19 protein-coding genes and 2 pseudogenes are annotated in these 20,508 nt (G+C 72.2%); 12 read left to right on the forward strand and 9 right to left on the reverse strand.

Going from position 1 to position 20,508, the window contains the following annotated elements; genetic code table 11:
• Positions 1–28: 28 nt before the first annotated feature.
• From OTB20_RS27385 to OTB20_RS27395, 3 genes are all read right to left on the reverse strand, one after another.
• Complete coding sequence (locus tag OTB20_RS27385) at positions 29–1,726, reverse strand: flavin monoamine oxidase family protein (RefSeq protein WP_267821438.1); 1,698 nt, start codon at positions 1,724–1,726, stop codon at positions 29–31.
• Positions 1,727–1,795: 69 nt separating this feature from the next.
• Complete coding sequence (locus OTB20_RS27390; RefSeq protein ID WP_267821439.1) at positions 1,796–2,596, reverse strand: carbon-nitrogen hydrolase family protein; 801 nt, start codon at positions 2,594–2,596, stop codon at positions 1,796–1,798.
• A 199-nt stretch (positions 2,597–2,795) separates the two neighbouring features.
• The gene (locus tag OTB20_RS27395; RefSeq protein ID WP_267821440.1) at positions 2,796–3,251 is read right to left on the reverse strand and encodes a hypothetical protein; all 456 of its coding nucleotides are present in this window, start codon (positions 3,249–3,251) and stop codon (positions 2,796–2,798) included.
• Positions 3,252–3,530: 279 nt separating this feature from the next.
• On the opposite strand from OTB20_RS27395, the gene OTB20_RS27400 reads away from it, so the two are divergent.
• The 3 genes and pseudogenes from OTB20_RS27400 to OTB20_RS27410 all read left to right on the forward strand — a co-directional run bounded on the left by OTB20_RS27400 (position 3,531) and on the right by OTB20_RS27410 (position 5,146).
• Entirely contained in the window at positions 3,531–4,238 is a 708-nt protein-coding gene (locus OTB20_RS27400; protein WP_267821441.1) for a GNAT family N-acetyltransferase, read from the forward strand.
• A gap of 185 nt (positions 4,239–4,423) precedes the next feature.
• Positions 4,424–4,555, forward strand: a pseudogene (locus OTB20_RS27405) (LLM class flavin-dependent oxidoreductase); the annotation flags it as partial.
• Between the two features lie 174 nt (positions 4,556–4,729).
• Positions 4,730–5,146, forward strand: a complete 417-nt coding sequence (locus OTB20_RS27410) for a WhiB family transcriptional regulator (RefSeq protein WP_267821443.1) — start codon at positions 4,730–4,732, stop codon at positions 5,144–5,146.
• Here the strand turns inward: OTB20_RS27410 and OTB20_RS27415 are convergent.
• Both OTB20_RS27415 and OTB20_RS27420 read right to left on the reverse strand, forming a co-directional pair.
• Entirely contained in the window at positions 5,124–5,579 is a 456-nt protein-coding gene (locus tag OTB20_RS27415; RefSeq protein WP_267756964.1) for an Lrp/AsnC family transcriptional regulator, read from the reverse strand. The genes OTB20_RS27410 and OTB20_RS27415 overlap by 23 nt on opposite strands.
• A gap of 10 nt (positions 5,580–5,589) precedes the next feature.
• Complete coding sequence (locus OTB20_RS27420; RefSeq protein WP_267821445.1) at positions 5,590–7,059, reverse strand: amino acid permease; 1,470 nt, start codon at positions 7,057–7,059, stop codon at positions 5,590–5,592.
• Between the two features lie 307 nt (positions 7,060–7,366).
• Here OTB20_RS27420 and OTB20_RS27425 point away from each other — a divergent pair, with 307 nt between their 5' ends.
• The 9 genes from OTB20_RS27425 to OTB20_RS27465 all read left to right on the forward strand — a co-directional run bounded on the left by OTB20_RS27425 (position 7,367) and on the right by OTB20_RS27465 (position 17,000).
• Positions 7,367–8,491, forward strand: coding sequence for an LLM class flavin-dependent oxidoreductase (locus OTB20_RS27425; protein WP_267821447.1), 1,125 nt, complete (start codon positions 7,367–7,369; stop codon positions 8,489–8,491).
• Entirely contained in the window at positions 8,488–9,378 is an 891-nt protein-coding gene (locus OTB20_RS27430; RefSeq protein WP_267821449.1) for an SDR family NAD(P)-dependent oxidoreductase, read from the forward strand. The genes OTB20_RS27425 and OTB20_RS27430 overlap by 4 nt, the downstream gene beginning before the upstream one ends.
• Positions 9,375–10,493 (forward strand): GDSL-type esterase/lipase family protein, encoded by a 1,119-nt coding sequence (locus OTB20_RS27435; RefSeq protein WP_267821451.1) that lies wholly within the window; start codon positions 9,375–9,377, stop codon positions 10,491–10,493. The genes OTB20_RS27430 and OTB20_RS27435 overlap by 4 nt, the downstream gene beginning before the upstream one ends.
• A gap of 129 nt (positions 10,494–10,622) precedes the next feature.
• A complete protein-coding gene (locus OTB20_RS27440; RefSeq protein WP_267821485.1) occupies positions 10,623–11,603 on the forward strand; it encodes an SCO0930 family lipoprotein in 981 nt (326 codons plus the stop codon).
• A 119-nt stretch (positions 11,604–11,722) separates the two neighbouring features.
• Positions 11,723–12,580, forward strand: a complete 858-nt coding sequence (locus OTB20_RS27445) for a LytR/AlgR family response regulator transcription factor (protein WP_267821453.1) — start codon at positions 11,723–11,725, stop codon at positions 12,578–12,580.
• Positions 12,581–12,664: 84 nt separating this feature from the next.
• A complete protein-coding gene (locus OTB20_RS27450) occupies positions 12,665–13,066 on the forward strand; it encodes a glutaredoxin domain-containing protein (RefSeq protein ID WP_267821487.1) in 402 nt (133 codons plus the stop codon).
• A gap of 438 nt (positions 13,067–13,504) precedes the next feature.
• The gene (locus OTB20_RS27455; protein WP_267821454.1) at positions 13,505–13,780 is read left to right on the forward strand and encodes a hypothetical protein; all 276 of its coding nucleotides are present in this window, start codon (positions 13,505–13,507) and stop codon (positions 13,778–13,780) included.
• Positions 13,781–13,897: 117 nt separating this feature from the next.
• Positions 13,898–15,673, forward strand: a complete 1,776-nt coding sequence (locus OTB20_RS27460; RefSeq protein WP_267821489.1) for a cation acetate symporter — start codon at positions 13,898–13,900, stop codon at positions 15,671–15,673.
• A gap of 91 nt (positions 15,674–15,764) precedes the next feature.
• The gene (locus OTB20_RS27465) at positions 15,765–17,000 is read left to right on the forward strand and encodes a sensor histidine kinase (protein WP_267821456.1); all 1,236 of its coding nucleotides are present in this window, start codon (positions 15,765–15,767) and stop codon (positions 16,998–17,000) included.
• 125 nt (positions 17,001–17,125) lie between these two features.
• Here OTB20_RS27465 and OTB20_RS27470 read toward each other — a convergent pair whose 3' ends face one another.
• The 4 genes and pseudogenes from OTB20_RS27470 to OTB20_RS27480 form a co-directional block, all read right to left on the reverse strand.
• Positions 17,126–17,923 (reverse strand): VOC family protein, encoded by a 798-nt coding sequence (locus OTB20_RS27470; RefSeq protein ID WP_267821459.1) that lies wholly within the window; start codon positions 17,921–17,923, stop codon positions 17,126–17,128.
• 115 nt (positions 17,924–18,038) lie between these two features.
• On the reverse strand, positions 18,039–18,527 hold the full coding sequence (locus OTB20_RS27475; RefSeq protein WP_267821461.1) for a hypothetical protein: 489 nt from the start codon (positions 18,525–18,527) through the stop codon (positions 18,039–18,041).
• Positions 18,528–18,538: 11 nt separating this feature from the next.
• Positions 18,539–18,712, reverse strand: a pseudogene (locus OTB20_RS42890) (hypothetical protein); the annotation flags it as partial.
• Between the two features lie 312 nt (positions 18,713–19,024).
• A complete protein-coding gene (locus tag OTB20_RS27480) occupies positions 19,025–20,467 on the reverse strand; it encodes a GuaB1 family IMP dehydrogenase-related protein (protein ID WP_267756977.1) in 1,443 nt (480 codons plus the stop codon).
• Positions 20,468–20,508 lie beyond the last annotated feature (41 nt).

The raw sequence follows: 20,508 nt of genomic DNA on the forward strand, positions 1-20,508 counted from the left end.
GGCCCGTGGTCACGGGGGGCCGGGAGGGTCAGTCCTCCGGGAGTTCGACCGGGGCTATCTCGTCGTAGAGGTCGCCCGGGCCGGGGTTGGTGGAGTCCGTGGCGCCGCCGAGGTGGTGCATGACGCCCCAGACGGCGTTCAGCGCCGTCTGGACCGCGCCCTCCGCCCAGCCCGCCGTCCAGGAGATGTCGTCTCCCGCGAGGAAGATGCCGCGCTTGTCCGCAGGGAGGCGGTCCTGCATGAAGTGGGTGAACAGGCGCCGCTGGTAGCGGTAGTGCCCGGGCAGGTTGGCCTTGAACGCGCCCATGAAGTACGGCTCGTTCTCCCACGACACGGTCACCGGGTTGCCGATGATGTGGCGGCGGATGTCGACCTTCGGGTAGATCTCGCCGAGGGACTTCAGCATGACCTCCATCCGCTCGTTCGCGGACAGCGGCAGCCACTTCAGGCTGTCGTCGCACCAGGTGTAGGACAGGCAGATGACGGCCGGCTTGTCGGGGCCGTTGTCCAGGAGGTAGGTGCCGCGGGTCATGCGGTCGGTCAGCGTCATCGACATGACGTCGCGGCCGGTCTCTTCGTCCTTGTCGAGCCAGAAGGGCCGGTCGACCGGGATGAAGAGCTTCGAGGACTCCATGTAGTGCGTGCGCTCGATCGCCGTCCAGTGGTCGATCGGGAAGAGCGTGTCGTCGCACGCGATCTTCGAGAGCAGCATCCAGGACTGGGCCGTGAAGATCGCCGCGCGGTACGTGCGGATGTCGCCCGCGGCGTCCGTCACCGTGATGCGGTTGCCCGCCGTGCGGTGCAGCCGGGTCACCGCCGGACGGGGCGCGCCCCCGTGGAGCGAGGAGAGGGAGGTGCCCTGCGCCCAGTGGACGATCTTCTCGGGCTCGCGGTCCCACATGCGCAGCGGGAGCTGCTGCGAGCCGCCCACGATGCCGCGGTGGTGGTCGTCGGCCTCGGTGTAGACGACGCGCAGGATCTCGAGGATCGAGTTCGGGAAGTCGGTGTCCCAGCCGCCCGTGCCGAAGCCGACCTGGCCGAAGATCTCGCGCTTGCGGAAGGACTTGAACGCCTCGGACTTGCAGAGGAATCCGTAGAAGGTCTCGTCGTCGAGCTTCTCGACGAGCTTCGCCCAGATCTCGCGGATGCGCGGGACGTCCCGCTCGCGCATCGCGGTGTTCATGTCGGAGAAGTCGGCGCCCTCGTCGAGGCACGCGTTCCACGCGGCGGACACGTCGCGGTAGACCTGCGGGAGGTCGGCGATGGTCTCGGCGTAGTGGGTCTCGCCCTTGAGGTCGACGACCGTCGAGGGGGTGGCCTCGGCGAGCGGGTTCGGGAAGGGCTCGGTGACCAGGCCGACGAGGTCGATGTAGTGCTGGAGGGCGGTGGAGGAGGGAGGGAAGCGCATGGCACCCATCTCCGCCGTCAGTTCCTCGGTGCCCGCGCCCTCGAAGCCCACCGTGCGCAGCCGGCCGCCGATCTGGTCGGCCTCGTAGACGACGGGCTTGAGGCCCATCTTCATCAGCTCGTACGCGGAGATGATGCCGGACAGCCCGCCGCCGATGACGGCGACCTCCGTGCCGTGCTCGGTCGCCGGTATCTGGCCGAGGCCCGCCGGGTGGGCGAGGAAGTCGTCGTACGCGTAGGGGAAGTCCGGCCCGAACATCGTGATCGGCAGCGAGGCGTCGCTGTGCGGGACGGCGGTGGTGGGCACCGTGGACGTCATGGGGTACGACTCCTAGCGGGGTGGGGCAGGGGGGAGGTCGGGCGGGGAGCGGCGGTTCGCGGGCCGCGGTCAGACGAGCGAGGCGTACAGACCGGGGCGGCGGTCGCGCAGGTACGGGTTGGTCTCCCGCGAGGCGCGCAGCAGTTCGGGGTCGGCCTCGCCGAAGACGAGCTCCTCGCCGCGGCCGGCCCGGGTCCGGTTCACTCCGTCGGGGCTGGCCAGGCAGCTCAGGCCGACGAACTCGAACTCGCCTTCCGGGCCGGTCCGGTTGACGTACGCGATGTACATCTGGTTCTCGAAGGCCCGTACGGGGACGAGCTGTTCGGCGACGAACTGGAAGGGGTGCATCTGCGCCGTCGGCACCAGGAGGAGGTCGGTGCCGGCGAGCGCGTGCGCCCGGACGTTCTCGGGGAACTCCACGTCGTAACAGATCATGATCCCGATGCGGAGGCCGTACAGGTCGGCCTGGACCACGAGGGTGTCGCCGGGGGTGAAGGCCGCCTGCTCGAAGCAGCCGAAGAGGTGGGTCTTGCGGTAGCTCGCGAGCCGCTCCCCGTCGGGGCCGATGAGCTGCGCCGCGTTGTAGACGGCTTCGCCGTCCCGCTCGGGATAGCCGTAGAGCACGGCCACCCCGTGGCGGCGGGCGATCTCACCGATGGCGCGGGCGGACATGCCGTCGGCCGGTTCGGCGAGCCGGCCGATGTCCTCGATCTCCAGCGCGTAGCCCGTCAGGAACATCTCCGAGGTCACGAGGAGCCCGGCCCCCGCCTGTGCGGCGCGCGTCGCGGCTTCCTCGAGGGCCTTCAGGTTGTCGGCGGTGTCGCCGAGCCGTCCGGAACTCTGGAGGAGGGCGGTGCGCAGCGGGGGCATGGGCGTACCTCTGTGGCAGGAGGGGTGGGGTCCTTAGACGGTACGTTCGCGCGTTCGACCCGGACAAGCCGTGACCGTTGCGCTCCGCGCATCGATTCGTTGCGCATTGCCGGGCGGAGGCGGCGATTCGTTGCGTGGGACCCCTACGGGAGGCTCGAAATGCTCTCTGCCGGTGTTTTTCGGGTGTCCGACGGGTGCGCTACGGGGCCGTGTGGAAAGCCGGGTGCGCGCTGAGTCGGCGCAGGTCTTCCAGGATGTCGGGAGCGTGGTTGGAGACCACCCGCCCGCTCCAGCCGTCGCAGAGGGCGGGGACGGTCAGCGCCCCGTCGTGGTCGTGTCCGGCGGCCTCGTAGGCGCGGCGCAGTCCCTCGTGCCCGGCGGGGTCGGAGCCGGGCGGCAGGACGGTCAGGGCCACGGTGTCCCGCAGGCCCAGGTCGGCGAAGGCGGCGGTGAGGCCGAGGCAGCTCGGACAGTCGTCGGCGGCGACGTAGAGCTGGTAGCGGTGCGGCTCGGGCGAGAATCCGGTCCCGATCCGGCCCCGGAGGGCCTTGGGCGGCCGGGGCCGGGCGGGCGGCTGGGCCGCAGCCTGGGCGCGGGGCAGCCCCGCGGCCTGGGCGCGGGGCTGGGCAGGGGTCTGGACAGGGGGCTGGGGCATGGCTCTCCTCGGTCTGTGTGCGTACGCGCGTGCTCGGCGGGGCCTCAGGAGGCCTGGGCCGTGGCACTGCAGACGCGGAGGAGGTCTATGTGCAGCCGGCGGGTGAGCCAGGAGCGGCGCAGCGGGGTGGTGGCGGACGGCGTGGTGAGCTGGTCCACCGGGCCCCCTTCCTGTCCGCGGCCCCCATTAGGCTGGCGTTCGCAGTCTCATGGCACCGCCAGGGGCCGTCAAGACCGCATGCAAGAGTGCCCGCGCCCCTACCGAAGGAAGCCCCCGCCCATGTCCCGTGAGTCCCGGCCCGGCGCGGTCCTCGACAATCCCGTCTGGGCCGCACTCGAAGGCCCGCACCTCGGCTTCGCCGAGACCGGGCCCGCCGGACTCGCCGCCCGCTACCCCGTCGCCGTGGCGCCCTTCGCCGCGCTCCGCGACCCGGAGGATCCGCAGGCCTGGGCCGATCTGGCCGAGCTCGTCGGCCCCGGTCAGGAGGTCTGGCTGACCGGACTGCCGACCCCGCCCGCGGAATGGCGGACGCTGGTGTCGCTGCCTGGCGTGCAGCTGGACGGTCGGCCCGTACGGGGCAAGGAGGATCCGGAGACGGTCAGGCTCGGGCCCGCCGACGTGCCGGAGATGCTGGAGCTGGTGGAGCTGGCCCGGCCCGGACCGTTCGGGCAGCGCACCGTCGAGCTGGGCACGTACCTCGGCATCCGCCGCGGCGGGCGGCTCGTCGCGATGGCGGGCGAGCGCATGCGGCCGCCGGGCTGGTCGGAGATCAGCGCGGTCTGCACGCACCCAGAGCACCGCGGCGCGGGTCTCGCGGGGCGGCTGGTCCACGCGGTCGTGGCGGCCGTGGAGGAGCGCGGCGACAGCCCGTTCCTGCACGCGGCGGCGCAGAACACCTCGGCCGTGGGGCTCTATCTGTCGATGGGGTTCACCCTGCGCCGCGAGCCGGTCTTCATCGGGGTTCGCACGCCCGACACGAAGGCTTAACACGGATTGACATTCCCTCCGTTGTGGCCCGGCCGCCTCTGACCTAGCGTCGGAAGAACGGCCGGAGAGCTTGGGGGGGTGGACCGGAGTGATCGCAGGAACCGGCGCCCGAAGCGGCGCCCCCAGCGGTGTCCGGACCGGCGCCTGCGCCATCTCACCTCGCCGGACCGTCCGTCTGCACTCCCGCCGACCACCTGGAACGACTGCGGGACGCGACCGGCGCGGACGAGCTGCTGATCACCACGATCACGCACGCGCACGCCGACCGGGTGCGCTCGTACCGGCTGCTGGCCGCGGAGTGGGCCCGGCGGGGGTAGGAGGTCGCGGCCTGCAACCGGCTTGCGGGGTAAGGAGGTTCACCGGAGGTTCCCCCACTTCGTCGGACGTGGGGGATTCCTCTACGGGAGTTCGGCCCGCGGGGGTTTGGCCTGGCGCAGTGCGGTCACACGCGGAGGAACACTTCCTGCGACCGCCTCGCGAAAGGAACAGCCATGTCCCGCAGCGCCTCCAGTACCGCCACGTCGTCCGCGTCTTCCCGCGTCCCCACGACCGACGTGTCCCGGCTGCCCGGCCCCGCCGTCCACCACTGGGACTGGCAGCTGCGGGCCGCCTGCCGCGAACTGGGCTCGACCCGGTTCTTCCATCCCGCGGGCGAGAGGGGCGAGGACCGGGAGGAGCGCGACGCGGCTGCGAAGCGGGTCTGCGCCGGCTGCCCGGTGGTGGAGGCGTGCCTGGAGCACGCCCTGCGTACGCGGGAGCCGTTCGGGGTGTGGGGCGGCAAGACCGAGGAGGAGCGCCAGGCGATGCGGCGTCCCTCCCGGGCCCGCAGGCCCGCCACGACCGCGCCGAAGGGGCAGGGCGGATCCGGCGGGCCGGACAGGTCGGCTACGCCGGGGCGCCCGAGGTGAAGCGGCGCAGCAGCGGGGAGAGGACCAGGACGGACTTGGTGCGCTCCACGAAGCGTTCGCCCGCGATCCGCTCCAGGACCCGTTCGAAGTGCCGCATGTCCGAGGCGAAGACCTGGACGAGGGCGTCCGCGTCACCGGTGACGGTCGACGCGGACACCACCTCGGGGTAGCGCTCCAGTCCTCGCCTGATGTCGTCCGGCGAGGTGTTGTGCCGGCAGTAGATCTCGATGAAGCCCTCGGTCTCCCAGCCCATCGCGGCGGGGTCCACCCGGACGGTGAAGCCGGTGATGGCGCCTTCGGCGCGCAGCCGGTCGACTCGGCGTTTCACGGCGGGGGCCGAGAGTCCGACCTCGGAGCCGATGTCCGCGTAGGAGCGGCGGGCGTCCGCGGCGAGGGCGTGCACGATGCGTTCGTCGAGATCGTTCAGTCGCACTGCGCGTGGATCACTTCTCTGCTGCGGCCGGTTCTGCTGTGGCCAGTCGGGAGCGGCGGATGCCGTAGAGGAAGTAGAACACGAGGCCAGCGGCCATCCAGCCACCGAAGACCAACCAGGTGACCCCCGGCAGCGTCGTCATCAGGTAGCCGCAGAGCAGGAAGCCCAGGATCGGGGTGACCGGGAAGAGCATGACCCGGAAGGTGCGGTTCATATCCGGGCGGGTGTAGCGCAGGATGACGACGGCGATGTTGACCAGGCCGAAGGCGAAGAGCGTGCCGATGCTGGTGGCGTTCGCGAGCTCGCCCAGCGGGATGAAGGCGGCCAGGAGCCCGCAGAAGAGGCAGACGATGATCGTGTTGACGCGGGGCGTGCCGGTCTTCGGGTCGACCTTGGCGAAGGCCTTGGGCATCAGGCCGTCCCGGGACATGGCGAAGAGGATGCGGGTCTGGCCGTAGAGGACGGCGAAGACGACGCTGGCGATGGCGACGATCGCGCCGGCCGCGAGGATGACACTCCAGAAGGCGTGCCCTGTGACGTTCTCCATGATCTTGGCCAGGGCGGCCTCGCTGCCCTCGAACTCCTGCCACGGCATGGCGCCGACGGCGACCAGGGCGACGAGGCAGTACAGGGCGGTGACGATGGCCAGCGAGAGCATGATCGCGCGGGGCAGGTCCTTCTTCGGGTTCTTGGCCTCCTCACCGGCGGTGGAGGCGGCGTCGAAGCCGATGTAGGAGAAGAAGAGCATGGAGGCAGCGGTGCTGATGGCGGTGACGCCGAGCGGGGCCAGCGGGGTGTAGTTGCCGGCCTTTATGCCCATGAAGCCGATGACGCAGAACATGACCAGGGTCACGATCTTGACGGCGACCATGATCGAGTTGATCCGGGCGCTCTCCTTGGCCCCGCGAAGCAGGAAGACCATGCAGAGCAGCACCACGACCAGCGCGGGCATGTTGATGTAGCCGCCCTCGCCGAGCGGGGCGGAGAAGCCTTCGGGGATGGTGAGTCCGAGGGTGCCGTCGAGCAGCTCGTTGAGGTACTGGCCCCAGCCGACGGCGACGGCCGCGACCGAGACTCCGTACTCCAGGACCAGGCACCAGCCGCACACCCAGGCGACGAGCTCGCCCATGGTGGCGTACGCGTAGGAGTACGAGGAGCCGGAGACCGGTATGGAGCCCGCCAGCTCGGCGTAGGAGAGCGCGGAGAACAGCGCGGTCAGACCCGCCACGATGAACGCGATGAAGACGGCGGGACCGGCGATCGGGGTGGCCTCGCCGAGGACGACGAAGATGCCGGTGCCCAGGGTCGCGCCGATGCTGATCATGGTCAGCTGCCACATGGTGAGCGACCGCTTCAGCGCACCGCCCTCACCCTGGCCGCCCTCGGCGACCATCTGCTCCACCGGCTTGCGGCGCAACAGGGGGTGGGCAGCCTTGGAGGGCTCGGAGGTGAGCGGTGGCGCCTGGCCGTGATCGAGCACGAAGGGACTCCTTTGTCACTGCGGGTGGGTTGTCAGGCGTCGACCGCAGCGGTCCGGAGCAGGAGCAGGCCTTGGGCCTGGGCATGGGGGACCGCCGAGCAGGCGGTCCACGCCACTCCACGTACAGCGAGTGAGCCTACGAGCTGAGCGATACCGCCCGTAATGCACCATCCTTGCACATTGCCGCACTTTCGTTGCGTGGATCTGTCCTGGATGGTCCTTTGTTGCGCGGGGATGATCGATCCGTGCGCGGCCGATCTCGACCCGCGTTCTTGACACTTCGTCAGATCTGCCGCAGCGTGCCGCCATGGACCTGGACGTGCTCTACGAGATCGACGTGCCGCGGCCCTGGCGGGGAGCCCACCCGCACGGCCAGCGGGCCGCTGAGCAGCGCGCTTACCGGGAGGCGGTGGAGCAGATCCGGCTCGCCGACCGGATGGGCTTCCGTACCGTCTGGGCGGTCGAGCACCACTTCCGCGAGGGCCGCTCGCACTGCCCGGCCCCCGAGGTGCTCCTCGGACACCTCGCGGGGCTCACCGAACAGATCCGGCTGGGCTTCGGCGTGACCCTGACCCCCTTCGCCTTCACCCCGCCGCAGCGCATCGCGGAGAAGGTCGCCACCGTCGACGTCCTCTCCGGCGGCCGGGTGGAGTGGGGCACGGGCCGGTCCACGCCCATGGAGCAGGCGGCCTTCGGGGTGGACCGGGAGAAGTCCCGCGACGACTGGCGCGAGGCCATCGAAATCGTGACCGGAATGTGGCGTGAGGAGTACTTCGCGTACAAATCGGAGCGCTTCAGCTTCCCGCGCCGCATGGTCACCCCCAAGCCGGTGCAGGATCCGCACCCGCCCGCCTGGATGGCGGCCACCTCCCCCGGCTCCGCGGAGGTCGCGGGCGCGCACGGCCTCGGACTGCTGTCCTTCTCGATCATGCAGCCGCTGGAGGCGATGGCCCGGCAGGTGGCCGCCTACCGGGCCGCGGCCGCCGCCCCGCGCCCGCTCACCGACGTCACCACGGACCGGGTCGCCGCCTACACCCTGGTCCACGCCACCCCGCCGCGCACCGACCCCGGCGCCCGGGTCTGGGACTCGGTCGCCTGGTGGTACTCCAACCTGGCGCAGTTCACCCTGGACTGGGAGCTGCCGCACCTGAGCCCCGAGGAGCGGGAGCAGACCTTTCCGCTGCTCGCACCGATCCTCCAAGGGAACGTACCCGTGAGGGAGTTCAGCGATGGGGACATGATCCTCATCGGGGACGCCGAGACGATCGTCGCGAAGGCCAAACGGTACGCGGACCTCGGCGTCGACCAGCTCATCTGCTACGTCCAGTGGGGGTACCTGGAGCACCGGAAGATCCTGCGGACCCTGGAGATCCTGGGCAAGGAAGTCATCCCGGAGCTGGCCCGGTACGAACCCCGCAAGGACTCCGCGTGAGCGGCGGACCCGGGCCCGGCCCCGGACCCGTCGCCGGCGCCTCCGGCGCGGAGACCGGACCGGACGGCGGCCCCGACAGCGGCCCCGACACCTCGCCCGTCCCCGACTACGCCGCCCTGCACCGCCTCGACGGCCGCGCCCTCGTCCTGCTCGGCGCGGGCAACGGCATCGGCCGCCAGACCGCGCACGCCCTCGCCGCGGGCGGCGCCCGCGTGCTGTGCGTCGACGTGGACGAGGAGCGCGCCCGGGCTGTCGCCGCCGAGACCGGGGGCGTCCCGTACTCCGCCGACGTCACGCGGCGCGAAGCCGTGCGGGAGCTCTTCGCCGCGGCCCCGGAGCTGCTCGGCGGCCGCCCGGTCGGCGGGGTCGTCGACATCGTCGGCATGGCCCGGTACGCCGCACTGCCCGAGCTGGACGACGCCGGCTGGGACTGGCACTTCGACCTGGTGCTGCGGCACGCCTGGCTGGCCGTGCAGTACGGCGGTGAGGCCGTCGCCGCGGCCGGTGGCGGCCCCCTGGTCTTCGTCGCCTCCGTCTCCGGGCTCACCGCTGCCCCGCTGCACGCCGCGTACGGGGCCGCGAAGGCCGGCCTGATCTCTTTGGTGCGCTCGGCGGCGATAGAACTGGGCCCCCGCGGGGTACGCGTCAACGCGGTGGCACCGGGAGTGGTGTGGACCCCACGGGTCGCCGCCCTGCTGGGCCCCGAGGGGCGGCGGCTCAACGCGGAGAACGCGCCGCTGGGCCGGGTCGCGCAGACCCGGGACATCGCGGCCGCGCTGTACTTCCTGGCCTCGCCGCAGTCCTCGTACATGACGGGCCAGACGCTGGTGGTGGACGGCGGCGTCGGCGTGAAGTTCCCGTACCCGACGGTCGGAGGCGCACGATGAGCACACGGGGAGCCGGACCGGACGCGATCGCGGACACGGTTTCGGACGCGGACGCGCACGCACACGCGAACACGGACACGGTCGCGCTCGCGCTCGCGGACACAGCCGTGCTCGCGGACGGCGGGCAGTGGCTGGACCCCGGGCCCTTCCTGCGCGGTGTGGCCTGGCTGGACGGGGGCCGCCCGGTGCGTGCCGACCCGGCCGACACCATGCGACTGCCCTGGGACACCGGCGAGCGGGCCACCCTGCCCATCGGGGTGCGCCTGGAATTCACCGCGCCCGGCGCCCGGGCGGTGGAGATCCGCTACCGGGCGACCGTGCCCGGCCCCACCGACGCGCTGCGCGACCTCGCGCACGGGTTCGCCCTGTGGGACCGGCACGGGGTGGTCAGCGAGCTGTACACCGAGCCGGCCGCCGAGGCCGTCGTACGCATCGAACTGCCGGGCGATTCCGGCCCGTTCACCGTCCACCCGCCCGAGACGCAGTCCCCGCTGATCCTCGGCGTGCGCGGGATCGGCGGCCCCGTCTCCCCCGCGCCGCCCACCACCCGCTGGGTGGTGCACGGCGACTCCATCACCGAGGGCTGGTGGTCCACCCGGCCCGCACACGGCTGGCCCTCGGTGGCCGGACGCGCGCTCGGCTGGGACACCGTCAACCTCGGCTACGCGGGCGCCGCGCGCGGGGAGCTGGCCTGCGCCGAACAGATCGCCGGACTGCCCGCCGACGCCCTCACCCTCGCCTTCGGCACCAACTGCTGGTCCCGCGTGCCCTTTTCGGCCCCGCTCCTGTACGAGACCACCCGCGCGTTCCTCGAACTGGTCCGCCAGGGCCACCCCCGGACACCGCTGCTCCTCCTCTCCCCCGTGCTGCGCCCCGACGCGGAGCGCACCCCGAACAAGCTGGGCGCCACCCTGGGCGCCCTGCGCGACGCGATGGAGCGCGCCACCCGGGAGCGGATCGCCGCCGGGGACGAACGGCTGGTCCTGCTGCCGGGGCGGGAGCTGCTGGGCCCCGAACACTTGGCGGACGGCCTGCACCCCAACGACACCGGACACCGCACGCTCGGCCTCGCTGTGGCCACGGCCATGAAGCGGGCCGGGTTCAGCGACAGGTGAGTGAAACAGCCCACATCGGAGGAATTGAACAGACCGGCTCCAACGAGGCGTGTCCTGCGCACAGTTGCCGCCGCTCCACTCGAAGGGTGCGGCGACGCGGGCAAGGACACACACGTGGGAGAGACCAAGATGGGCATCAAGCGCGGAACCACCCTGGCAGCCGTGGCGGTCGTCGCCGCACTCACCGCGACCGCGTGCGGCGGGAACGACACGGCGGGCGACACCACCAAGCCGGTTGGAGCGGTCGCCGCCTCCCAGGCGCCCGTCCCGGGCGACGGCTACGGCGCCGGCTACGGCTCCGACGCCGCTGCGTCCGACACCGACACCGACGCCGACGCGGACCCCGACGCCGCCGCCGAGCCCGCCGGGCAACTTGCCATCACACAGGACGACAAGCTGGGATCCGTCCTCACCGACAGTGCGGGCCTCACCCTCTACCGCTTCGACAAGGACACCGCGAAGCCGTCGAAGTCCGCCTGCGACGGGGACTGCGCGAAGACCTGGCCGGTGGTCGCGGCCGGCGACGCCACCGCCGCGGCGGGCACGGACCCGGCGCTGCTGGGCGAGGTCGTCCGCACCGACGGCAGCAAGCAGCTGACGGTGGCGGGCTGGCCCGTGTACCGGTACAGCAAGGACGCCGAGGCGGGCGACACCAACGGGCAGGGGGTCGGCGGCACCTGGTTCGCGGCGGCCCCCGACGGCAAGAAGGCGGCGAAGGCGGCCGCCGCGCCCGGCGGCGCGGACCGGGCGGCAAGCGCGCTGACCGTGGCCGAGGACCCGAAGCTCGGCAACCACATCGTCGACGGCAACGGGATGACCGTCTACCGGTTCAAGCCCGACACCGCATGGCCCATGGTCTCCAAGTGCGAGGGCGACTGCGTGGCCAAGTGGCCGGTCGTACCGCCGGTGGACCGGGCCGACACCAAGGGGATCATCGAGAAGAACTACCTGGTGCTCGACCGGCCCGACGGCAAGAAGCAGCAGACGGTGAACTGCTGGCCCGTCTACACCTTCACCGGCGACAAGAAGGCCGGCGACATCAACGGCCAGGGCGTCGGCGGCACCTGGTACGCGGTCGCCCCCGACGGAAAGCTCATCACCGTCCAGTAGTCCGGTCGGGAAGACCGGCCCCGTAGACCAACCGACCGCGCGGCCCCCGCCTCCGCTCCCCCCGGGGCGGGGGCCGCGCACCTTTTCGCCCCGGACGAGGGGAACCTAGAATCCGCCTCATGCTGCGCGTACTGGCCGTCGACGACGAGAAGCCCCTACTCGAAGAGCTCCTCTACCTGCTGCGCTCCGACCCCCGGGTGCTCAGCGCCGAGGGTGCCTCGGACGCCACCGAGGCGCTGCGCCGGATCACCCGGGCGGTGGAGGGCGGCCCGGACGGGGCCGACGGCATCGACGTGGTCTTCCTCGACATCCACATGGCGGGGCTGACCGGGCTGGACATCGCCCGGCTGCTGGCCGGATTCGCGCGGCCGCCCCTGATCGTGTTCGTCACCGCGCACGAGGGGTTCGCCGTCCAGGCCTTCGATCTCAAGGCCGTGGACTACGTACTCAAGCCGGTGCGGCCGGAGCGGCTGGCCGAGGCCGTGCGGCGGGCCTGGACCCAGTCCGGCCGGGCCGGGGCGCAGCCCGCCGGAGCCGTGCCCGCCGGGTCCGTGCCCGCCGCAACGGCGGGCCGCCCGGCCGCCGCCGAGACCCCCGGGGCCCCCGTCGCGGCGGCCGCCGCCCGCGGCGCGGACCGCACGCCCGATCAGATCGCCGTCGAACTGGGCGGCGTCACCCGCTTCGTGGCGATCGCGGACATCACGTACGTGGAGGCCCAGGGCGACTACGCCCGGCTGCACACCGACGAGGGCGCCAGCCATCTGGTCCGGATACCCCTGGCCACACTGGAGGAACGGTGGGCGGCACGCGGGTTCGTCCGCATCCACCGACGCCACCTGGTGGCCCTGGCCCGCATCGACGAACTCCGCCTGGACTCCGGAACCACCACGGTCCGCGTCGGCCCGGCCGAACTCCAGGTGAGCCGCCGCCACGCACGCGAACTACGAGACCTGCTGACCCGCCGGGCAATGGGCTGACCAGCCACTCCGACCGGTCCGACTGGTTCCACCGCCCGCCGGGGCGCCGCGATCCACGGCCGAAGCCGGCGCCGAGCACACCGACTGGGTCGCGTACTCCAGCAGTACCCCGTTCCGCCGGCGCCGCACGTCCGGGCCGCCGTTGCATCCCTGCTGGTGTTTGTCCTGCTCGCAGGGATGAACTCGCCGCTCACGTTCCCACGGTCGATCGGTTCGGTGGAGGCACAACGTCGAAGTGCGGTCGACGGCAGACCGATCGTCTACTGGCGGTCGGGTTGTAAGTACTGCCTGCGCCTGCGCATCCGGCTGGGGCGCAGCGCCCATCGGCTTCATTGGGTCGACATCTGGCGCGACCCGGCTGGGGCGGCGGCGGTGAGGGCAGCCAACGATGGCGACGAGACCGTGCCGACCGTCGTGGTGGCGGGCCTGCCGCATGTGAACCCCGACCCCAAATGGCTGCGCGGACAGCTCCCCCGATCCACGTGATGGAGAGCAGCGCACCGATCCCAGGGCTCCGCAACATCGGACGATGATCCACTCCGCCCGGGAAAGCACGGCCTACCGGGAGAGCACGCCGCCTGTCGACGTAGACGGGGACGAACGGGACCCCCGTACCACCACCATGAGGCCACGGGCTGCGCGGATTCCAGGGATGGACCGGCATCCCGGTCCCGGCGGTGATCCGCCGTCCTGGCGGTCGCGGCCTTCGGTGACCGCGTGCTCCAGGCCGATGCGGGGGTGATCCGGCCAGGGCCGTGTCGTCGGGGGTTGACCGGCGACCGTCCGGCGCGCGGGCGAGCCGTTCACCGTGCGGGGAGGGGCGTACGGCGATCCGCCCGGGCCGTCGGCCGCAGCGGTGGCCGGGCGGTGTGTCCGGGCGGGCGGGCGCGCGTATCGTGGATCTTCCGCCCCGGGAGGAAGCAGATGTCCGAAATCCAGGCGCTGCTGGACGCGTTGACCGGACTGCCCCGCAACCGTCCGGCCGGTCCCGCCGAGGCCGAGGTGCTGCTGGCCCGCCTGCGGAGCGCGGCCGCGCGCTGGGCCGACGTACTGTACGAGGCCCACGAGGGCGTGTACGGGCACCTGCCGCCCCGGGCCGAGGCGGCGCTGACGCTGGCCTTCCGGCGCGCCGAGGAATCGTATGTGGAACTGGAGATCGCCCTGCGGGACTGCGCGGAGCACCGCGATCCCGCGCGCTGAGCCGTATCCGGCCTGACCTGTGAGCGGGCCTTTTGCCCGGTCCGGGGGCGTGCGTAGACTCCCGTGACCCCGACGCACGCGCAGGGCCGCGCCCGTACCCAGTCGAAGGACCCGCCGGTGAACCAGACGTACGCGCTGACCGCGGTCGCCGTCGTCGTCCTGGTCACCGTGCTGGTCGGCGCGCTGGGTCTGCGGATCTCCCGGACCACCTCGGACTTCTACGTGGCCTCGCGCACGGTCGGGCCGCGCCTCAACGCGGCGGCCATCGGCGGCGAGTACCTCTCGGCGGCCTCGTTCCTCGGCGTGGCAGGGCTGGTGCTGCTCCAGGGGCCGCAGATGCTCTGGTACCCGGTGGGCTACACCGCCGGGTACCTCGTGCTGCTGGTGCTGGTCGCGGCCCCGCTGCGCCGCTCGGGCGCGTACACCCTGCCCGACTTCGCCGAGGCCCGGCTCGAATCGCGGGCGGTGCGCCGGATCGCGGTGCTGTTCGTACTGGGCGTCGGCTGGCTGTACCTGCTGCCGCAACTCCAGGGCGCGGGGCTGACCCTGGAGATCCTGACCGGGGCCCCGCACTGGGCGGGCGGGGTGGTCGTCGCCTGTGTGGTGACGGCGGCGGTCGCGGCCGGCGGGATGCGGTCCATCACCTTCGTGCAGGCCTTCCAGTACTGGCTGAAGTTCACCGCCCTGCTGGTGCCCGCGTTCTTCCTGCTGGCGGCCTGGGCGGGGGACGGCGCCCCGCGCGCCTCCTTCGACGCCCCGGCGGTGTTCCGCGAGTACACCGCCGTCACGCTGGCCGAGGACGTACGGCTGTCGCTGGACGCGCCGCTGACGGTGACGGTGACCGGGCAGGTGGACGGGCGGACGTACACGGGGCAGTCCGTGACCCTCGGCGCCGGGCAGCATTCCGTACGGGCGCACGCGCGACTGGAGTTCGCCCCGCACTCCGCGGTGCCGGAGAGCCGGGTGGAGGCCGGACCCGGCGTGTCGAGCTGGTCGGAGCCGATGTCGGGGGACCGCCCGGAGCTGCGGCTGTACGCGACGTACGGGCTGATCCTGGCCACGTTCCTCGGGACGATGGGACTGCCCCACGTGGCGGTGCGCTTCTACACGAGCCCGAACGGGCGGGTGGCGCGGCGCACCACGCTGGTGGTGCTCGGGCTGGTCGGCGCCTTCTACCTGCTGCCGCCGGTGTACGGGGTGCTGGGCCGGATCTACGTCCCGGAGCTGGCCCTGACCGGGGAGGCGGACGCGGCGGTGCTGGTACTGCCGGCCCGGATGGTGGGCGGGCTCGCCGGGGAGCTGCTGGGGGCGCTGCTGGCGGGGGGCGCGTTCGCGGCGTTCCTGTCGACGGCGTCGGGGCTGACGATGGCGGTGGCGGGCGTGCTGCACCAGGACGTGCTGCCTTCGCACGGGGTGCGCAGTTTCCGGATCTCGGTGCTGGTGGCGATCCTGGTGCCGCTGGCCGGGAGCGTGGCGGTGACCGAGGTGCCGGTGGCGGACGCGGTGGGGCTGGCGTTCGCCGTGTCGGCGTCCTCGTTCTGTCCGCTGCTGGTCCTGGGGATCTGGTGGCGGGGGCTGACGCCGCCGGGAGCGGTGGCCGGGCTGGTGACGGGGGGCGGGGCGGCGCTGGGTGCGGTGCTCGCGACGCGGGCCGGGCTGGCTCCGGCGGGCTGGGCGAACACGCTGCTGGCGTGGCCGGCGGTGTGGTCGGTCCCGCTGGGCTTCCTGACGATGGTGGGGGTGTCGATGGGTACGCGCGGGCGGATCCCGCCGGGCACGGCGGCGACGCTGGCCCGGCTCCACCTCCCGGAGGACCTGGCGGAGTCGGCCCCCGCAGGTGGCGCAGGCGGGGGCGGCTCCGCCACGACCTCCGGGAAGGGCGGTGCTCTGTGACCGGAGCAGCACACCGGGTCGAGAGCGGTGCTCTCGCCCGGGGGCGGCAGACCACGACCGGAGCACTGCTCTCGACCAAGGACGGCACACCATGACCGGAGCACTGCTCTCGGTGCTTGCCGCGGCCGGCGGGGCGCTGCTGCTGGGGCTCGGCTGGGCGGGCGGCCGCCGACAGGCCCGGCGCAGCGAGCGCGCCCTCGGCCTCCACCTCGGCACCCCCGTCGAACGGGCCACCTTCCACACCCTGCACACCGCCTCGCTCGCGGCTCCCCCACTGCGCGCCGGCCTCACCGAGGACGCCGCCCGCAAGGCCGCCAAACGCCTGCGCTCCCTCCTCGGCACCGAGGCGCTGTGCCTGACGGACCGCGAAAGCGTCCTCGCCTGGGACGGCCCGGGCGCCGACCACCACGAGCACCGCGCGATGGCCCGGGTCGCGGTGATGCTGGACTCGGGGCGCAGCCAGAGCGCGCGCACCGAGTGCGATCGGCCCGACTGCCCCCTCAAGTGGGCCGTGGTGGCCCCGCTGACCGGCGAGGACGGGATGCTCGGGGCACTGGTGGCCTACGGGTCACGGGAGTCGGCGGTACTGGTGCGGGCCGCCACCGAGGTCGCGCGCTGGGTCTCCGTGCAGCTGGAGCTGTCCGAGCTGGACCGTTCGCGGACCCGGCTGATGGAGGCGGAGATCAAGGCGCTGCGCGCACAGATCTCCCCGCACTTCATCTTCAACTCCCTCGCGGCAATCGCCTCGTTCGTGCGCACCGATCCGGAGCGGGCGCGGGACCTGCTGCTGGAGTTCGCGGACTTCACCCGGTACTCCTTCCGGCGGCACGGGGAGTTCACCACGCTGGCCGAGGAGTTGCGGTCCATCGAGCAGTACCTGGCGCTGGCCGGGGCCCGGTTCGGGGAGCGGCTCAAGCTGACCTTGCAGGTGGCACCCGAGGTGCTGCCGGTGGCGCTGCCGTTCCTGTGCCTGCAGCCGCTGGTGGAGAACGCGGTCAAGCACGGGCTGGAGGACTCCACCGAGGTGTGCCGGATCACCATCGCGGCCCGGGACGCGGGCGCGGAGGCGCTGATCACCATCGAGGACAACGGCGTCGGGATGGACCCGGCGCTGCTGCGCCGGATCCTGGCCGGGGAGCACCCGGGCTCCTCCTCCGGCATCGGGCTGCCCAATGTGGACGAGCGGCTGCGCCAGGTCTACGGGGACGGCCACGGGCTCGTCATCGAAACGGGCGTGGGCGCGGGCATGAAGATCACCGTACGGATCCCCAAATATCGTGCGGGGGTCCACAGTTCGGCCCCACCCGGCCGAATCCCCCGACGCTGACCCGGGACGCGGCGGCGGGCGGCACGCACACGGCGCGCGGCCAGGCCCAGACCCCGGCCCCTCCACCGCCAAGACGGACGGGGCCGGGCCGGGCCGGGCCGGGGCCTGGAAACAGGACCCGAGGTTCAGCCCTCGGACGGGGTCAGCACCACGAAGTCGGCGTTCGACGGGTCGAGGCAGACGGCCAGCCGGCCGACGCCCTCGGCGTCCGTCGGCCCCATCTGTACGCTGCCGCCGCGCGCGGTGACTTCGGCGGCCGCCGCGTCGCAGTCGGTGACGTGGAAGACCGGGTGCCAGTACGGCCTGCCTCCTGCCAGGGCGAGGTCTTCCGCGGAGAGCTCCATCAGGCCGCCGTGCATCCGCTCCTGAGGCTGCCCGGCGGGGGTGATCAGCGTGTACGTGTCTTCGCCGCCCGGCATCGGCATATCGCTGAACTGCCAGCCGAAGACGCCCCCGTAGAACTCCCTGGCGGCCCCGGCGTCGGTCGTGTAGAGCTCGGTCCAGGACAGTGAGCCCGGCTGGTCCACGAGGTCGACGCCCTTGTTCTCGCCGGGCTGCCAGACGGCGAACTGGCCCCCCAGCGGGTCGCTGTACTGGGCCATCGTGCCCCACTCGTCGAGCTTCCTCGGCGGCACCCGCACCGTGCCGCCGGCGTCCTGGACGGCCCGGGTCGCCGCCTCGGCGTCGGCGACGCTGTAGTAGATCATCCAGGCCGGGTGCGCGCCCTCCTCGGTGAGCTTGCCGAGCCCGGCGACGATCTTGCCGTCCTTCCGGAACATGCCGCCTTCCATGTCCTCCCCCGCGCCCATGGACTCGTAGTCCCAGCCGAGTACGGCGCCGTAGAAGGCCGCGGCGGCGGGAACGTCGGGTGCGCCGAGATCGAGCCAGCAGGGGGAGCCCGGGACGAAGTCAGTGGTGATCATGACGGCTGCCTTTCGCGGGTCGTGTACGACCAGCGTGGCACCGGACACCTGCCCCCGCCCGTCGGCCCGCAGGACGGTGCGGGCGGCGGGCGCGGGCGGGTGCCGCGGCGCGATGCTACGGCGCGACCTCGCCGAATGCCCGCCGGGCGAAGTGGGTCAGCGCGTGCTGCTCGCGCAGTTCCCGGAGTCGCTCGAGGGCCGGGGCTCCGTAGAAGCTTTCCAGCAGGTCGGTGTCGAAATCGTGGGTGCCGTAGAGGTAGGGACGGCCCTGACGGCCCTTGGCCTCCGCGCAGGCTTCCAGCAGTTCCCGCAACACCCGCTTGGCCTCGGAGATCCCGCTCGACACCCACGGCTCCTGCACGCCGTTCATCATGAATTCCGTGAGGTCGGCCAGTCCGGTGTGCTCGACCCGGGCCGCACGGGTGACGGGCTGGTACGGAACCGTCCGCAGGACCACCTTCTTGATGAATCCCACCTGTCCCAGGCCGCCGAGGGCATACCGGAACAGCTCGGAGTTCTCCCGGTCGGAGCACCGCAGCGAGCGGCCCGTGCCGTCGATGAGCTGGGGAGGACCGGGTTGGAGCGGCCGTGGCGGTTCAGCCATTTCTCCAGTTCGAGCCAGGTGATCCCGCTCGGGACTTCCACCAGGTGTTCTTCCCCGACGAACCGCGCAGTGGCATCGGGGCGGTAATTGTCGATGCCGACCCCGGGCGAGAGCGTCTGGGTGTTGCACGAGCGGCCGGCTCCCCGGACGGTCATGTCCCGGCCCGCCTCGGCCGCCTCGCGCATGGCCTGCGCCAGCGTCCCGGCCTCGTCCTCCCGCACCACCGCCTCGGGGGGAACGACGGAAGTTTGCCCGAAGTCTCGGCTGAATGTGTCCACCTGGCTTCACCTTTCCACGGCCTGGGGCAGCGCGACCCATCGTCATTGATCGACAGTCTGGGCCGTCGCCCTGGAGGACGACTCGGGAGGGCGGCGCCGGCCGCATGCCGACGGCCGCGGGGCGGGCAGGTCCGGACAGCACTGCGCCGGGGCCCGTACGGGGCCCGGCGCAGTGCGGAGTACTGGGTGCTGAGTACTGGGTGCCGACCTCGGGGTCGACTAGCTCCAGCTGGCGTGCAGCGGCTTGCCCTCGGCGTAGCCCGCCGCGGACTGGATGCCGACGACGGCCTTCTCCTCGAACTCCGCGAGGGAGGCCGCACCGGCGTAGGTGCAGGAGGAGCGGACGCCCGCGATGATCGAGTCGATCAGGTCCTCGACGCCCGGACGGGCCGGGTCGAGGAACATCCGCGAGGTGGAGATGCCCTCCTCGAAGAGACCCTTGCGGGCGCGGTCGTAGGAGGACTCCTCCGAGGTGCGGTTCTGGACCGCGCGGGCGGAGGCCATGCCGAAGGACTCCTTGTACAGGCGGCCGTCGGCAGCCTGCTGCAGGTCGCCCGGGGACTCGTACGTACCGGCGAACCAGGAGCCGATCATGACGTTGGACGCACCTGCGGCCAGCGCCATCGCCACGTCGCGCGGGTGACGGACACCGCCGTCGGCCCAGACGTGCTTGCCGTGCTTCTTCGCCTCGGCCGCGCACTCCAGTACCGCGGAGAACTGCGGGCGGCCCACACCGGTCATCATGCGGGTGGTGCACATGGCGCCGGGGCCCACACCGACCTTGATGATGTCGGCGCCGGCGTCGATGAGGTCCTTGACGCCGTCGGCGGCGACGATGTTGCCGGCCACGATCGGGACCTGCGGGTCGAGGGCGCGGACGGCCTTGATCGCGCTGATCATCGATTCCTGGTGACCGTGCGCGGTGTCGATGACGATCGTGTCCACGCCCGCGTCGAGCAGCTGCTTGGCCTTGGCCACGAAGTCGCCGTTGATGCCGACGGCCGCGGCGATGCGCAGCTTGCCGTTGGCATCGGTGGCGGGGGTGTACAGGGTCGCGCGGAGCGCGGCCTTGCGGGTGAGGATGCCGACGAGCCTGCCGTCCTTGTCGACGGCGGGGGCCAGCTTGCGGTGGCCGGCGTCGAGCTTGGTGAAGGCCTCGCGGGGGTCGATGTCGGCGTCGATGAGCAGCAGCTCCGTCGACATGACTTCGGAGAGCTGGGTGAAGCGGTCCACACCGGTCAGGTCGTGGTCGGTGACGACGCCGACCGGGCGGCCGTCCGCGTCGACGACCACGCCGGCGCCGTGCGCGCGCTTGGGCAGCAGGGACAGCGCGTCGGCGACGGTCTGGGTGGGGGCCAGCGTGATCGGGGTGTCGAGCACGAGGTGGCGGGTCTTCACCCAGGAGATGACATCGGTGACGACGTCGATCGGAATGTCCTGCGGGATGACGACGATGCCGCCGCGGCGGGCGACCGTCTCGGCCATCCGGCGGCCGGCGATGGCGGTCATGTTGGCCACGACCAGCGGAATAGTGGTGCCGGTGCCGTCAGGCGCGGAAAGGTCGACGCCCTGACGGGAACCGACCGCGGAGCGGCTCGGCACCATGAATACGTCGTCGTACGTAAGGTCGTACGGCGGCTTCAGGTCATTGAGAAAACGCACGTGCTGAACATCCCAGTCGATCGGAGGTGACCCCGACAGGG

The organism is Streptomyces sp. H27-H1 (genome assembly GCF_026627445.1).
Classification (GTDB): Bacteria; Actinomycetota; Actinomycetes; order Streptomycetales; family Streptomycetaceae; genus Streptomyces.

What these genes read in the sequence shown, in the direction of transcription:
- OTB20_RS27425 (WP_267821447.1), top strand. Translation starts at nt 7,367, where the DNA reads ATGGACCTGGACGTGCTCTACGAGATCGACGTGCCGCGGCCCTGGCGG.
- OTB20_RS27445 (WP_267821453.1), top strand. Translation starts at nt 11,723, where the DNA reads ATGCTGCGCGTACTGGCCGTCGACGACGAGAAGCCCCTACTCGAAGAG.
- OTB20_RS27390 (WP_267821439.1), bottom strand. Translation starts at nt 2,596, where the DNA reads ATGCCCCCGCTGCGCACCGCCCTCCTCCAGAGTTCCGGACGGCTCGGC.
- OTB20_RS27470 (WP_267821459.1), bottom strand. Translation starts at nt 17,923, where the DNA reads ATGATCACCACTGACTTCGTCCCGGGCTCCCCCTGCTGGCTCGATCTC.
- OTB20_RS27400 (WP_267821441.1), top strand. Translation starts at nt 3,531, where the DNA reads ATGTCCCGTGAGTCCCGGCCCGGCGCGGTCCTCGACAATCCCGTCTGG.
- OTB20_RS27440 (WP_267821485.1), top strand. Translation starts at nt 10,623, where the DNA reads ATGGGCATCAAGCGCGGAACCACCCTGGCAGCCGTGGCGGTCGTCGCC.
- OTB20_RS27395 (WP_267821440.1), bottom strand. Translation starts at nt 3,251, where the DNA reads ATGCCCCAGCCCCCTGTCCAGACCCCTGCCCAGCCCCGCGCCCAGGCC.
- OTB20_RS27465 (WP_267821456.1), top strand. Translation starts at nt 15,765, where the DNA reads ATGACCGGAGCACTGCTCTCGGTGCTTGCCGCGGCCGGCGGGGCGCTG.
- OTB20_RS27455 (WP_267821454.1), top strand. Translation starts at nt 13,505, where the DNA reads ATGTCCGAAATCCAGGCGCTGCTGGACGCGTTGACCGGACTGCCCCGC.
- OTB20_RS27410 (WP_267821443.1), top strand. Translation starts at nt 4,730, where the DNA reads ATGTCCCGCAGCGCCTCCAGTACCGCCACGTCGTCCGCGTCTTCCCGC.
- OTB20_RS27435 (WP_267821451.1), top strand. Translation starts at nt 9,375, where the DNA reads ATGAGCACACGGGGAGCCGGACCGGACGCGATCGCGGACACGGTTTCG.
- OTB20_RS27475 (WP_267821461.1), bottom strand. Translation starts at nt 18,527, where the DNA reads ATGGCTGAACCGCCACGGCCGCTCCAACCCGGTCCTCCCCAGCTCATC.
- OTB20_RS27385 (WP_267821438.1), bottom strand. Translation starts at nt 1,726, where the DNA reads ATGACGTCCACGGTGCCCACCACCGCCGTCCCGCACAGCGACGCCTCG.